This is a genomic window from Serratia sp. PAMC26656, from assembly GCF_016469055.2.
Lineage (GTDB): Bacteria > Pseudomonadota > Gammaproteobacteria > Enterobacterales > Enterobacteriaceae > Serratia > Serratia plymuthica.
This window is the reverse complement of record NZ_CP150486.1, coordinates 4307646-4320851: the sequence shown is the minus strand read 5'-3', so window position 1 is coordinate 4320851 and position 13206 is coordinate 4307646. Positions and strand designations below refer to the sequence as shown.

The 13206-nt window shown below is 57.2% G+C and carries 11 protein-coding genes; 9 read left to right on the top strand and 2 right to left on the bottom strand.

Annotation, left to right across the window (positions count from 1 at the left end):
- Nucleotides 1–152 precede the first annotated feature (152 nt).
- The 5 genes from JEM67_RS21340 (at nt 153) to glnB (ending at nt 5912) form a co-directional block, all read left to right on the top strand.
- Nucleotides 153–1589: a sensor histidine kinase gene (locus JEM67_RS21340; protein ID WP_013814167.1), complete on the top strand. Its 1437-nt coding sequence runs from the start codon at nt 153–155 to the stop codon at nt 1587–1589.
- A gap of 3 nt (nt 1590–1592) precedes the next feature.
- Entirely contained in the window at nt 1593–2465 is an 873-nt protein-coding gene (gene qseG / locus JEM67_RS21335; RefSeq protein ID WP_013814166.1) for a two-component system QseEF-associated lipoprotein QseG, read from the top strand.
- Nucleotides 2462–3799, top strand: a complete 1338-nt coding sequence (glrR, locus tag JEM67_RS21330) for a two-component system response regulator GlrR (RefSeq protein WP_004952130.1) — start codon at nt 2462–2464, stop codon at nt 3797–3799. The genes qseG and glrR overlap by 4 nt, the downstream gene beginning before the upstream one ends.
- Nucleotides 3800–3928: 129 nt before the next feature.
- Complete coding sequence (locus JEM67_RS21325) at nt 3929–5551, top strand: NAD+ synthase (RefSeq protein WP_004952129.1); 1623 nt, start codon at nt 3929–3931, stop codon at nt 5549–5551.
- Between the two features lie 22 nt (nt 5552–5573).
- Complete coding sequence (gene glnB / locus JEM67_RS21320) at nt 5574–5912, top strand: nitrogen regulatory protein P-II (protein ID WP_004847623.1); 339 nt, start codon at nt 5574–5576, stop codon at nt 5910–5912.
- A gap of 51 nt (nt 5913–5963) precedes the next feature.
- Here glnB and hmpA read toward each other — a convergent pair whose 3' ends face one another.
- The gene (gene hmpA, locus JEM67_RS21315) at nt 5964–7154 is read right to left on the bottom strand and encodes an NO-inducible flavohemoprotein (protein WP_199636898.1); all 1191 of its coding nucleotides are present in this window, start codon (nt 7152–7154) and stop codon (nt 5964–5966) included.
- Between the two features lie 374 nt (nt 7155–7528).
- On the opposite strand from hmpA, the gene glyA reads away from it, so the two are divergent.
- Nucleotides 7529–8782, top strand: coding sequence for a serine hydroxymethyltransferase (gene glyA, locus JEM67_RS21310; protein WP_013814163.1), 1254 nt, complete (start codon nt 7529–7531; stop codon nt 8780–8782).
- 154 nt (nt 8783–8936) lie between these two features.
- Nucleotides 8937–10088, top strand: coding sequence for a 3-phenylpropionate MFS transporter (locus tag JEM67_RS21305; protein WP_199636900.1), 1152 nt, complete (start codon nt 8937–8939; stop codon nt 10086–10088).
- Here JEM67_RS21305 and csiE read toward each other — a convergent pair.
- Nucleotides 10085–11350, bottom strand: coding sequence for a stationary phase inducible protein CsiE (gene csiE, locus JEM67_RS21300; RefSeq protein WP_199636902.1), 1266 nt, complete (start codon nt 11348–11350; stop codon nt 10085–10087). The two genes, JEM67_RS21305 and csiE, sit on opposite strands and share 4 nt — an antisense overlap.
- A 178-nt stretch (nt 11351–11528) precedes the next feature.
- Between csiE and JEM67_RS21295 the strand changes: the two genes are divergently transcribed.
- Together JEM67_RS21295 and JEM67_RS21290 are read left to right on the top strand one after the other, a co-directional pair.
- Complete coding sequence (locus JEM67_RS21295) at nt 11529–12164, top strand: DUF1007 family protein (RefSeq protein ID WP_370576167.1); 636 nt, start codon at nt 11529–11531, stop codon at nt 12162–12164.
- Complete coding sequence (locus tag JEM67_RS21290) at nt 12155–13177, top strand: nickel/cobalt transporter (protein WP_199636904.1); 1023 nt, start codon at nt 12155–12157, stop codon at nt 13175–13177. The genes JEM67_RS21295 and JEM67_RS21290 overlap by 10 nt, the downstream gene beginning before the upstream one ends.
- Nucleotides 13178–13206 lie beyond the last annotated feature (29 nt).

Below are 13206 nucleotides of genomic sequence, written 5' to 3'. Positions count from 1 at the left end.
CTCCAATTATTTTGGGTATAGACGATAGGTCCAAACACAAACTCCTTATCCTCACAGCTCGATTCCCCCTATTTTCCTGACGCTCCGCTGAACGCCGGGCTTTCCTCTCACCGGTGACTCGGTTAGCATCGAAGCAGATGAGAGACAATGAGATGATTTCGTTGAAAAGATGGCGTTTATTCCCCCGCTCGCTGCGTCAGTTGGTCCTGATGGCGTTTCTGCTGGTGCTGCTGCCGCTGCTGGTGCTGGCTTATCAGGCTTATCAAAGCCTGGATCATCTCAGCGCGCAGGCGGCGGATATCAACCGCACCACGCTGGTGGATGCGCGGCGCAGCGAGGCGATGACCAGCGTGGCGCTGGAGATGGAGCGCAGCTATCGTCAGTATTGCGTGCTGGTAGATCCCACCCTGGAGCGGCTGTACCAAAATCAACGTAAGCAGTATTCGCAGATGCTGGACGCCCATGCGCCGATCCTGCCGGATGAACGCTATTATCAAACGTTGCGCAGCCTGCTGACCCAGCTCGCTGCGATTAAATGCCAGAGCAGCGGGCCGGACAAACAGGCATCGACGCTGCTGGAGTCTTTCTCGCGTTCCAACGCCGAGATGGTGCAAGCTACGCGCGCCGTAGTGTTCTCGCGCGGGCAGCAGTTGCAGCAGGCGATTGCCGAACGTGGCCAGTTCTTCGGCTGGCAGGCGCTGATGTTGTTTCTGGTCAGCGTGCTGCTGGTGGTGCTTTTCACCCGCATGATTATCGGCCCGGTGAAAGCGGTGGAGCGCATGATCAACCGTCTGGGGGAAGGGCGGGCGCTGGGCAGCACCGAGTCGTTTAAAGGCCCGCGTGAGCTGCGTTCGTTGGCGCAACGTATTATCTGGCTGAGTGAGCGCCTGGCGTGGCTCGAGTCGCAGCGGCATGAGTTCCTGCGCCATATCTCGCATGAATTGAAGACGCCGTTGGCCAGCATGCGCGAGGGGACTGAACTGTTGGCAGACGAAGTGGCCGGCCCGCTGACCTCTGATCAGAAAGAAGTCGTGACTATTCTCGATAACAGCAGCCGCCACCTGCAACTGCTGATAGAGCAACTGCTGGATTACAACCGTAAACTGGCCGATGGCCCGGCGGAACATGAGAATGTTGAGCTGCGCGATATGGTCGAGTTGGTGGTCGCTGCGCACAGTTTGCCGGCCAGGGCGAAAATGATCCGCACCGAGATCACATTGGATGCGGAAATCTGCTGGGCAGAGCCTACGCTTTTAATGCGCGTGCTGGATAATCTCTACTCCAATGCGGTGCACTACGGCAAGGAATCCGGTAACATTTGGATTCGCAGCCGTCAGGTTGGGCAACGGGTGCAGATTGATGTCGCCAACAGCGGCACGCCAATCCCCGAGGCCGAGCAAACCATGATTTTTGAGCCTTTTTTCCAGGGTAGCCACCAGCGAAAAGGGGCGGTAAAAGGAAGCGGTCTGGGGTTGAGCATCGCTCAGGATTGTATCCGCCGGATGCGCGGTGAATTGCAGCTGGTCGAAGTCGCCGGCGCAGACGTCTGCTTCCGCATTGAATTGCCATTAACCGCCGAGAATGAATAAATAATGTACACATGGTCTAAACGCCTTCGTCTATTGCAGACCGAACGTTCACCGCGTGCCACGCAGAGCGCGCCACTCGGCAAGCGTCGTCTTTCCTTTTTAGGCAGCGTTCTTTGCATGCCGTTTTTGCTGGCAGGCTGCGTCGATCGTGCGGTCAGCAGCGGCCTGAGTCAGCAGCAGCAAGAAGCGATCCCGGACACCAAAGTGGTGGATTACCGCATCGCAGCCTGCGATACCCTGTGGCAGCTCGACGACAAAGACGCGTTGAATAATTCACTTTACTGGCTGCGCGCGATGGATTGCGCCGATCGTGTAGGGTCGACCCAGGCGCGCTCGCTGGCGAAAACCCTGCCTGGCGACAGCTGGGACGGTATTTTCAAGCAAAGTATTCTGCTGGGCAGCGCCGAGCCGACGTCGGGCGAACGCCGCCAGATGATCGATCGTCTGAACAGTTACCGCCTGGCGTTCCCCAGCTCCTTGCGCCCGTTGCTGCAACTGTGGCGTCAGCAGCAGGTTCTGCAGATCACCTTGTTCGATGAAAAGGCGCGCTATCAGCACCTGCAGGAAAGCTCGGACGGCCAGATAGATGCGCTGCGCCAGAGCCAGATCCGCTTGCAGGCCCAGTTACAGGATACTTCGCGCAAGCTGGAGAATCTGACCGATATCGAACGTCAGCTCTCCTCGCGTAAGCAGTTACAGGGTGAAATCCCGGATAACGGCGCGACACAGCAAAAAACCGACGCCGCAGATAAAAATGCCGCGTCGGCCAAGGCCGCAGAGCCGGAAGCCGAACCGGAAAAGGGCACCGCCCTGCCGGTGGATCCGGAAGATACCTACGCGCCGCCCCCCGCTAACAAGGAGTCTCACGCGCGATGACAGCACGCAAACCGGCCAATCTGTTATTGGTTGACGACGATCCCAGCTTGCTCAAGCTGTTGGGTATGCGCCTGACCAGCGAAGGTTTTCATGTCACCACCGCCGAAAGCGGCCAGGAAGCGCTGCGCCTGTTGGGGCGTGAACAGATTGATCTGGTAATCAGCGATCTGCGGATGGACGAAATGGACGGCATGGCGCTGTTTGCCGAAATTCAAAAGCACCAGCCTGGCATGCCGGTCATCATCCTCACCGCCCATGGTTCGATCCCGGATGCGGTAGCCGCCACTCAGCAGGGCGTGTTCAGCTTCCTCACCAAACCGGTGGATCGCGATGCGCTGTACAAGGCCATAGATGAAGCGCTGTCGCTTTCGCTGCCGGCCGGTGACGACAGCTGGCGCGAAGATATCGTCACCCGCAGCCCAATTATGCTGCGCCTTCTGGAGCAGGCGAAAATGGTGGCGCAGTCCGACGTAAGCGTGCTGATCAATGGCCACAGCGGCACCGGTAAAGAAGTGTTGGCCCAGGCGATCCACGGTGCCAGCCCGCGCGGCAAAAAGGCGTTTATCGCCATTAACTGCGGCGCCTTGCCGGAACAACTGCTGGAGTCTGAGCTGTTCGGTCACGCCAAAGGGGCGTTTACCGGTGCGGTCAGCAGCCGTGAAGGGCTGTTCCAGGCGGCGGCGGGCGGTACGCTGTTCCTCGATGAGATCGGCGATATGCCGCTGTCGTTGCAGGTTAAACTGCTGCGCGTGCTGCAGGAGCGCAAGGTGCGCCCGCTGGGCAGCAACCGCGATCTGGACATCGACGTGCGCATTATTTCCGCCACCCACCGTGACCTGCAAAAGGCGATGGCGAAAAACGAGTTCCGCGAAGATCTTTACTACCGCCTGAACGTGGTGAACCTGAAGATCCCTGCGCTGAATGAACGGGCTGAAGATATTCCGCTGCTGGCCAACCATCTGCTGCGTGAATCCGCCAAGCGCCACAAGCCGTTTGTCCGCAGCTTCTCTTCCGACGCCATGAAGCGCCTGATGACCGCCACCTGGCCGGGCAACGTGCGCCAACTGGTGAACGTGATCGAGCAGTGCGTGGCGCTGACGTCTGCGCCGGTGATCAGCGAAGCGCTGGTGGAGCAGGCGCTGGAAGGGGAAAATACCGCGTTGCCGACCTTCGTCGAGGCGCGCAATCAGTTTGAATTGCACTATCTGCGCAAGCTGTTGCAGATCACCAAGGGTAACGTAACCCAGGCCGCACGCATGGCGGGCCGCAACCGTACCGAGTTTTATAAATTGCTGTCGCGCCACGAGCTGGACGCCAACGATTTTAAAGAATGATATTTTCCGCCATGGCCTGCGCGCGCAGGTTCTCAACAAACGTGGCGGAATGATTTACACTCCGTTCTCTTTGTCGTGGCATGACCGGGCGTAGAGAACCATGGAACGTATTAAGCAGGATCCTAAACAATGAGCAGATCACTTTCCATCGCATTGGCCCAGCTGAATTTGCTGGTCGGTGACATTGAAGGCAACACCGAACGCATGTTGCAAACCGTGCAAGAGCAGCAGAAGGCGGGAGCCGATCTGGTCATGTTCACCGAGCTGGCGCTGTCCGGTTACCCGCCGGAAGACCTGCTGTATCGCGACGATTTCTACCAACGTTGCGACGCGCAGCTTCATCGCCTGCAGCAGGCGTCCACCGATGTGGCGATCCTGGTCGGCCACCCGTGGCGCGAAGGCGACAAGCTGTATAACGCGTTGTCGCTGTTCTCTGAAGGGCAACTGTTGGCGCGCTATTTCAAGCAACAGCTGCCGAACTACGGCGTCTTCGATGAGAAACGCTACTTCCACGCCGGCAACGAAACCTGCGTGGTGAACCTGAAAGGCTACCGTCTGGGCCTGCTGATTTGCGAAGACCTGTGGTTCCCGGAGCCGGTCGATGCCGCCAAGGCCGCCGGCGCCGAAATGATTTTGTCGATCAACGCCTCGCCGTACAATCGCGAGAAGCCGTATATTCGCAAGACGCTGATGGCCGGCCATTGCCAGCGCACCCATTTGCCGCTGGTGTATCTGAACCAGATCGGCGGGCAGGATGAATTGATTTTTGACGGTTGCTCGAAGGTGTTCGACGCGGCCGGTAACATGACCCACCGCCTGGCGGCGTTTGCCGAGCAGGTGACGCTGTTGAGGTTCAACGAACTGGACGTGGTGCCAATGACCGCACCGGCCGCCGAGTTGCCGCAGTTGGCGCAGGTTTATGAGGCGCTGGTGCTGGCGGTGCGCGATTACGTGACCAAAAACGGTTTCAAGGGCGCGGTGTTGGGGCTGTCTGGCGGTATCGACTCGGCGCTGACGCTGGCGATTGCCGTTGATGCCCTGGGTAAAGACAAGGTGCAGGCGCTGATGATGCCGTTCCGCTACACCGCGGATATCAGCATCGCCGACGCCAAGGAAGAGGCTGAAATCCTCGGCGTCGAGTTCGATATCGTCTCCATCGAACCGATGTTCGACGCCTTTATGGGCCAGCTGACGCCGATGTTCGCCGGTACCGAACGCGACACTACCGAAGAAAACCTGCAGGCGCGCTGTCGCGGAGTGGTGCTGATGGCGCTGTCCAACAAGCGCCGCAGCATCGTGCTGACCACCGGTAACAAAAGCGAGATGGCCGTGGGCTACGCCACGCTGTATGGTGATATGGCCGGTGGCTTTGACGTACTGAAGGATGTGCCGAAAACGCTGGTGTTCAAACTGTCCGAATACCGCAATACCGTCTCCTACGTGATCCCGCAGCGCGTTATCGATCGTCCGCCGTCCGCCGAGCTGGCGCCGGATCAGGTCGATCAGGACAGCCTGCCGCCGTACGACATTCTGGATGCGATTCTGGAAGGTTACGTCGAACGTGATAAGTCGGTTGCCGATCTGGTGGCCGAAGGCTTCGACGAGGCGATCGTGCGCAAGGTTATCCGCTTGGTGGATATCAACGAATACAAGCGGCGTCAGGCCGCAGTCGGGCCGCGTATTACCGCACGCAATTTCGGCAAAGACCGCCGCTACCCAATCACATCCGGCTTTGGCCGCAAAAATTGGTAATTTTGGTAATTAAGGAAAGAAGATGAAAAAAATTGACGCGATTATCAAGCCGTTCAAACTGGATGACGTCCGCGAGGCTCTGGCCGAAGTCGGCATTACCGGTATGACTGTGACCGAAGTGAAAGGCTTTGGCCGCCAGAAAGGCCACACCGAGCTGTACCGTGGCGCGGAGTACATGGTCGATTTTCTGCCGAAGGTGAAAATTGAGATTGTCGTGGCCGACGATATCGTCGATACCTGCGTGGAAACCATCATGCAAACCGCGCAAACCGGTAAAATCGGCGACGGTAAAATCTTCGTCTTCGACGTGGCGCGCGTGGTGCGTATTCGTACCGGCGAACAGGACGAAGAAGCTATCTGATCCAACATAACGGCGGGGCGCAGTGCTGTTCATAGACCGCGCCCCGTTTGATTACAGTACCTTATGCGGGCCGAAGCATTCGTAATGGATGCGATCGGCGTTCACGCCCATTTCCAGCAGCTGTTTGCCAACATGCTGCATAAACGGCACTGGGCCGCAGAAGTAATAATGCATCTGTGGATCGTCGAGCGTTTCGCGCAGTGCGCTGAGGTCCATCAACCCGCGGCTCTGATAATCGCGGCCTTCCACGTCGTCGGTGCCCGGCTCGCGGTACCAGACGTGACGGCTCAGGTTTGGCATGCGGCCGGCGATATCCGCCACTTCATCTGCAAAGGCGTGAACGTTGCCGTTTTCCGCTGCATGCAACCAGTGCACGTCCGCCTGATGTTGACTGTCGTGCAGGGTATTGAGCATGCCGAGCATGGGCGTTTGGCCTACGCCGGCGGAGATCAGGGCTAGCGGGGTGGTTGGCTGCACGTCAAGGAAGAAATCCCCGTGCGGCGGCGCCAGATAAAGCACATCGCCCTCTTTGGCCTGCTGGTGCAGGAAATTCGAGACCTTACCTTGATCTTCACGCTTCACCGCGATGCGGTAGTATTCGCCGTTCGGCGCGGTGGTCAGTGAGTATTGGCGGATTTCCTGATTTTCCATGCTGTCGTGATTGATATAGACCGCCAGATATTGCCCCGGCTTGAAGTCAATCACGCGGCCGCCGTCCACCGGCGCCAGCACGAAGCTGCAAATCACATCGCTTTGCGGCTGCTTTTTGACAATGCGGAAAGCGCGCCGTTCGCGCCAGCCGCCATTCGCGTTTTCACTTTCCTGATAAATCTGGCCTTCACGCTGGATAAACACGTTCGCCAATACGCCGTAGGCCTTGCCCCAGGCATCCAGTACTTCCTGGCCTGGGCTGAACATTTCGTCCAGCGTCGCCAGCAGGTGGCCGCCGACAATTTGATACTGCTCCGGCTGGATATTCAGGCTGGTGTGTTTCTGGGCAATACGCTCTACCGCCGGCAGCAACGCCGCCAGATTTTCGATATTGGCGGCGTAGGCGCAGATCGCATCGAACAACGTCTGGCGTTGATCGCCGTTGCGCTGGTTATTCATGTTGAAAACATCTTTCAACTCAGGATTGTGTTCGAACATGCGATCGTAGAAATGAGCGGTCAGTTTAGGCCCGGTCGCAGCCAGCAGGGGAATCGTGGATTTTACGGTGGCGATGGTTTGGCTATCCAGCATGGTAGCGCTCCTTTGACTTCAATTATTGGAATATTTAAAAGTTGCATATTAAATGCATCTTTTAAGTTTGCGCAAATATTAGCGATTTCCGCCGGGGCTGTAAATACCCTTATTTTTGTTACGGCGTTGTTAAGCGACGATCCCGCTCACAGAACATGAAAAAAACGCATTCTCAGCATGAGTAAAAATCCGTTGCCGGATGGCGTGATTTATCGGATCAAAGCCTTGCAGCGCGTCATGCCAATCGTTTGCGTAAAAACCTCTGTCAAGACCTATCCTCGGTAGGGGAAAACAGTTTACACTGTTGCCCAGAACCCAACCGGGTAGTTATTTGGTGATTTTTTAGTTAGCCGATTTAAGTCAGGAGATGCCGGATGTTAAAGCGTGAAATGAACATTGCCGATTATGATGCCGAACTGTGGCGTGCAATGGAGCAAGAAGTCGTGCGTCAGGAAGAGCACATTGAACTGATTGCGTCTGAGAACTACACCAGCCCACGCGTAATGCAGGCTCAGGGTTCCCAGTTGACCAACAAATACGCTGAAGGCTATCCGGGCAAGCGTTATTACGGCGGCTGCGAATACGTGGATATCGTTGAGCAACTGGCCATCGACCGTGCTAAAGAGCTGTTTGGCGCAGATTACGCCAACGTTCAGCCGCACTCCGGCTCCCAGGCTAACTTCGCCGTCTACACCGCGCTGCTGCAGCCGGGCGACACCATTCTGGGCATGAACCTGGCGCACGGCGGCCATCTGACCCACGGTTCACCGGTCAACCTGTCCGGCAAGCTGTACAACGTGGTGCCTTACGGTATCAACGAAAAAGGCGAAATCGACTACGACGATCTGGCCAAGCAAGCGCAGACCCACAAACCAAAAATGATCATCGGCGGCTTCTCAGCCTTCTCCGGTCTGGTTGACTGGGCAAAAATGCGTGAAATCGCAGACAGCATCGGTGCTTACCTGTTCGTTGACATGGCGCACGTTGCGGGCCTGATCGCCGCCGGCGTTTATCCGAACCCGGTTCCGCACGCGCACATCGTCACCACCACTACCCACAAAACCCTGGCGGGTCCGCGTGGCGGCCTGATCCTGGCGAAGGGCGGTGATGAAGATCTGTACAAGAAGCTGAACTCCGCCGTATTCCCTGGCGGCCAGGGCGGCCCGCTGATGCATGTGATTGCCGGTAAAGCGGTAGCGCTGAAAGAAGCGATGGAGCCTGAGTTCAAGGTTTACCAGCAGCAAGTCGCCGATAACGCCAAAGCGATGGTGAAGGTGTTCCTGGAGCGCGGCTACAAAGTGGTTTCCGGCGGTACTCATAACCACCTGTTCCTGCTGGACCTGGTTGACAAAAACCTGACCGGTAAAGAAGCTGACGCAGCCCTGGGCCGCGCCAATATCACCGTGAACAAAAACAGCGTGCCGAACGATCCGAAGAGCCCGTTCGTTACCTCTGGCATACGTATCGGTACGCCGGCTGTGACCCGCCGTGGCTTCAAAACTGCTGAAGTGACTGAGTTGGCTGGTTGGATCTGCGACGTGCTGGACAACATCAACGATGAAGCCACCATCGAACGCACCAAGAAGAAAGTGCTGGAGATCTGCGCCCGCCTGCCGGTCTACGCATAATTCTGCTTTCTCTTTAAAAACCCGCTTCGGCGGGTTTTTTTATGCCTGTACCGGCAAACTGTGAACTGCTTAGCACTCTATCCCCTTGATCGTGAATGAGCGTTGCTCGCGAGTGTGAGCTCTGTCAAAGTATCGCCTACACACCGGAGGGATCATGGTTCTGCAATCAACGCGTTGGCTCGCTCTCAGTTATTTCACCTACTTCTTTTCTTATGGCATCTTCTTACCGTTTTGGGGCGTTTGGCTGAAAGGCGAAGGCATCACGCCTGAAACCATAGGTCTGCTGCTCGGTGCCGGTTTGGTTGCGCGTTTCCTCGGCAGTTTGCTGATCGCTCCCCGGGTTAAAGATCCTTCCCATCTGGTGACGGCGCTTCGCCTGTTGGCGTTGCTGACGTTGGCCTTCGCCGTGGGGTTCTGCTTCGGCAACGGCTGGGGTTGGCTGATGCTGGTGATTGCCGGCTTCAACCTGTTCTTCTCGCCGTTGGTACCCTTGACCGACGCGTTGGCTGCCACCTGGCAAAAACAAATCACCATGGACTACGGCCGTGTCAGGCTGTGGGGTTCGCTGGCGTTTGTGATCGGTTCGGCGCTGACCGGGCAAATGGTGTCGGTTTGGGGCCATAACGCCATTCTTTACAGCTTGATCCTCAGCGTGCTGGCGATGCTGTTGGGCATGATGCTGAAACCGAGCGTGATGCCGCAGGGGGAGACGCGTACCCAAAGCGGGCCAGACCGCTCATTGCGTGAAATGCTCAAGGAAGGGCCGGTCTGGCGTTTCCTGTTGTGCGTTACGTTGCTGCAGGGCGCGCATGCCGGCTATTACAGCTTTGGCTCTATCTACTGGCAGGAGGCCGGCTACTCGGCTTCGACGATTGGTTATCTGTGGTCGCTGGGCGTGGTGGCGGAAGTCATTATTTTCGCCAGCAGCAATTTCCTGTTCCGCCGCTGGAATGCGCGCAATCTGCTGTTGCTTTCCGCCTGCTGCGGGGTGCTGCGCTGGAGCCTGATGGCTTACAGCACCGAACTGGGCTGGCTGCTGGTGATCCAGATCCTGCATTGCGGCACCTTTACCGTTTGCCATCTGGCGGCGATGCGATTTATCGCGGCACGCAAAGGGCCGGAGGTGATCCGGTTGCAGGCGATTTACTCGGCGCTGGCGATGGGGGGCGGTATTGCGATTATGACGGTGATTGCCGGCTTCCTGTTTGAACATCTGCAGGGCGGGGTATTCTGGGTGATGGCGGCGGTGGCGGTGCCGGCGTTGTTTATTCGCCCGCCGGCCGTTGCGGTCAGCGGCAACCGTTAAGTCGTTTCCAGCAGCGCGCGGATGGCTTTGCGCTGCTGGCGTTCTAACGGCAATTCGGTATAAATCAGCGGCGGTTGCGGTTCACTGTGTACCGCCGCATAAGGGCTGATCACCAGCGTGATACCCTGTGGCGCGCCGGAGCGCAGGTAATCGCGCAACGGCAGATACTTGATATTTAATGGCAACAGCGTTAATTCGCGGATCTGATATTCCACTTCCTCTTCCAACTGCGGGTTGTCCAGCGTCAGTAACAACACCTGTTTTTCCTGCAGCGCATTACCCTGCATCAGCCAGGCGCCGAAACTGATGGCCACCAACCCCGCTTCCTCACTGGAAAAACGAATTTCATATTCCTGTTCGAGCGGCGCCAGCGCGTCCTGAGTGGTGCGCATCAGACGCGGGTACTTGCGTACCACTTCTTCCAGCAGCAGGTTGTCGATGCCGATGTCAAAACGACAGCGCTCGACCGCAGGCGCCAGATGGGCGAACAGCTGGCTGATCAAATCCTCTTTACTGCTGAAGGTCATGCCGGAAATCTGCTGGAAGCGCTCGACCATCTTTTCAATCGCTCTCATTAACCGCAGATCTTCCTCCGAGTCGTTGCTGTGGTAGCTGTGGTTTTTCAGCATGGTGAACATCAGTACCAGAAAGTCGCTTTCGCTGGCCTTGGGCTGCAGGGCGAAAAGCTGGTTCAGCGATTGATGCAGCAAGCTGGCTGCCTGATGTTCCGGTTTCTGATGCAGCCACTCTCGTTGCGCGGGGGTGAATACCGGGTGCCGTTGGCGCTGGGCTTCCCAGGCGCAGTAACACAGGTAGTGCTGCAGAAATTGGCGATCGCGTTGATCGAGGGTACGGTTGAGCAACGGTTCACAACTGTTGAGGTAACTTTCCAACTGCGGCGAGGGAGCGGAGTTTACCGCCAGCGCCTGGTGCAGCCAGGGGGCAAAATGTTGGTCAATAAACACCGGACTACAGCGCAGGGCTCTGCGCAACCAGTGGAGCAGGCAGAGGCGTTGGTTGAGCGCGCTTCCCTTGAGCCGGTAACCTTCGTCGGAATTGCCGACGAGCTCCAGATGGTGGAAACGCTGGATTTCACTGGCAACCTCGGCTATATCTTGCCGGGCAGTAGGGTGGTCGACGCCGTTGATTTGGCTGATAGTCTCCAGTTGTACAGCGGGCACCGGCGCATACAGCATCAATAACAGATGACAGCGCCGTTGTTGACCGGAGAGCTCAGGCACAGGAGCAGTGTCCAGGCTCATATCACCTTCTGGCAGGTAACGTTTAAATTATGAATAAGCATAGCAAAAGGCTGTGCTGCGGCGCGGCTTCGGCGCCCGGTTTTATTTCGGCTTACCACTTTCGTCACAATTATTGTGCCGATTAACGGTGGTTGAAGGTTGATTAATGTTACTTTATAACAATAATGAGTATCGTTTGATGATGAAGTTACGTTTTATTGTGGCCGGTTTTTTAGCGTTGTTCAGCGCCGGCGTTGTTGCACACCCGCACAGCTTCATTGATATGAACACCACCTTCGTGGCGAAAGATCAAAAGTTGGTAGGCTTGAAAATGGTTTGGGTAATGGATGAAATCACCTCGGCGGATCTGCTGTACGATGCGCAGAACGCGAAAAGCGACTCGGAAGTGTGGAAAAAGCTGGCGGCGGAAGTGATGGCCAACGTGCTCGGTCAGCACTATTTCACCGATGTGTATCGCGACGGAAAGCCGGTGAAATACCTGAATCTGCCGACCGAATACCACTTGTCACGTCAGGGGCACCAGGCGGTGCTGGAGTTTGTGTTGCCGCTGGCCGAGCCGCAGCCGCTGGCAGGCAAGCCGTTTGAAATCTCCACCTACGATCCCACCTATTTTGTCGATATGACTTACAAAGACCAAACGGCGCTGCATCTGCCGCCGGAAATGGCGCCACAGTGCAAGTTCAGCCTGATGACGCCGAAGCCGGATTCCTCCTTGCAGGCTTACGCATTGTCCCTCGATAAGAACGATGCACCCAGCGAAGATATGGCGCTGGGGCAACAGTTCGCGCAGCGGGTCACTTTGCAATGTCAATAAATCTCAGCCAGAACACTGCGCGTAAGCGGCACTGGGCCTTCAGCCTGTGGCCGCTGCTGCTGTTTGCGCTGTTGCTGGCGTTGGCCGCTCAAGTGGCGTGGCACTATTGGCCGCAGCTGCTGATGCAAAGCGTGGTGTGGCAGAAGGGGCTGCATCAACAATTGGCCGGTCTGTTGCAGCAGGTAAAAGCCGCCCCCCAGCAGGCCGGGCTGGCGTTGACGCTGTTTAGCCTGAGCTATGGCGTGCTGCATGCACTTGGCCCCGGTCACGGCAAGGTGGTGATCGCCACCTATCTGGCCACCCACCCGGCGCGGCTGAAAAGCAGCCTGAAACTGACCTTTGCCGCGTCGCTGGTTCAAGGGCTGGTGGCTATCGCGTTGGTGACTCTGATGCTGGTGGTACTGCAATTATCCTCCCGCCAACTGCATCAGAGCAGTTTCTGGCTGGAGAAGGGCAGTTTTATTTTGGTCATGCTGCTGGGCGTGCTGCTGAGCTGGCGGGCGCTGAAACGCCTGTATTACGCGGTGAAAGCGCTACGTCCGTCACCGGCGCTGCGCATCAATAGCCTGCAACTGCTGCCGACTCATCATGTTCACAGCGAACACTGCGGCTGCGGGCACCGCCATTTGCCGAGCGACAGCGAATTGCAGACGGGCAGTGACTGGCGCACGCAAACCGCCATCGTGCTGGCGATGGGCATACGCCCCTGCTCGGGGGCGATACTGGTGCTGCTGTTTTCCAAGGTGATTGGCGTATTCACCTGGGGCGTTATTTCCGCGTTGGCGATGGCGTTTGGCACGTCGCTGACCATTTCATTGTTGGCCTTGCTGGTGCATTACAGCCGCCGGTTGGCGGTGCGCCTCAGCCGTTCGCGCGCACCGGCCGCCTGGAGCGCCGTTGCCTGGGGATCGCTGGCATTGGCCGGTGGCTTGATTCTGCTGTTCGCCGGATTGCTGCTGTATACCAGCGCTCAGCCGGAGTTTGGTGGCGGTATCCGGCCTTTCTCCCGCTGACAGGCATAAAAAAAGCGCTGCAATAAATT

Bases quoted from the DNA above. Each gene is read 5' to 3' on its own strand.
- JEM67_RS21340 (WP_013814167.1), top strand. From the start codon at position 153: ATGATTTCGTTGAAAAGATGGCGTTTATTCCCCCGCTCGCTGCGTCAG.
- qseG (WP_013814166.1), top strand. From the start codon at position 1,593: ATGTACACATGGTCTAAACGCCTTCGTCTATTGCAGACCGAACGTTCA.
- glrR (WP_004952130.1), top strand. From the start codon at position 2,462: ATGACAGCACGCAAACCGGCCAATCTGTTATTGGTTGACGACGATCCC.
- JEM67_RS21325 (WP_004952129.1), top strand. From the start codon at position 3,929: ATGAGCAGATCACTTTCCATCGCATTGGCCCAGCTGAATTTGCTGGTC.
- glnB (WP_004847623.1), top strand. From the start codon at position 5,574: ATGAAAAAAATTGACGCGATTATCAAGCCGTTCAAACTGGATGACGTC.
- hmpA (WP_199636898.1), bottom strand. From the start codon at position 7,154: ATGCTGGATAGCCAAACCATCGCCACCGTAAAATCCACGATTCCCCTG.
- glyA (WP_013814163.1), top strand. From the start codon at position 7,529: ATGTTAAAGCGTGAAATGAACATTGCCGATTATGATGCCGAACTGTGG.
- JEM67_RS21305 (WP_199636900.1), top strand. From the start codon at position 8,937: ATGGTTCTGCAATCAACGCGTTGGCTCGCTCTCAGTTATTTCACCTAC.
- csiE (WP_199636902.1), bottom strand. From the start codon at position 11,350: ATGAGCCTGGACACTGCTCCTGTGCCTGAGCTCTCCGGTCAACAACGG.
- JEM67_RS21295 (WP_370576167.1), top strand. From the start codon at position 11,529: ATGATGAAGTTACGTTTTATTGTGGCCGGTTTTTTAGCGTTGTTCAGC.
- JEM67_RS21290 (WP_199636904.1), top strand. From the start codon at position 12,155: ATGTCAATAAATCTCAGCCAGAACACTGCGCGTAAGCGGCACTGGGCC.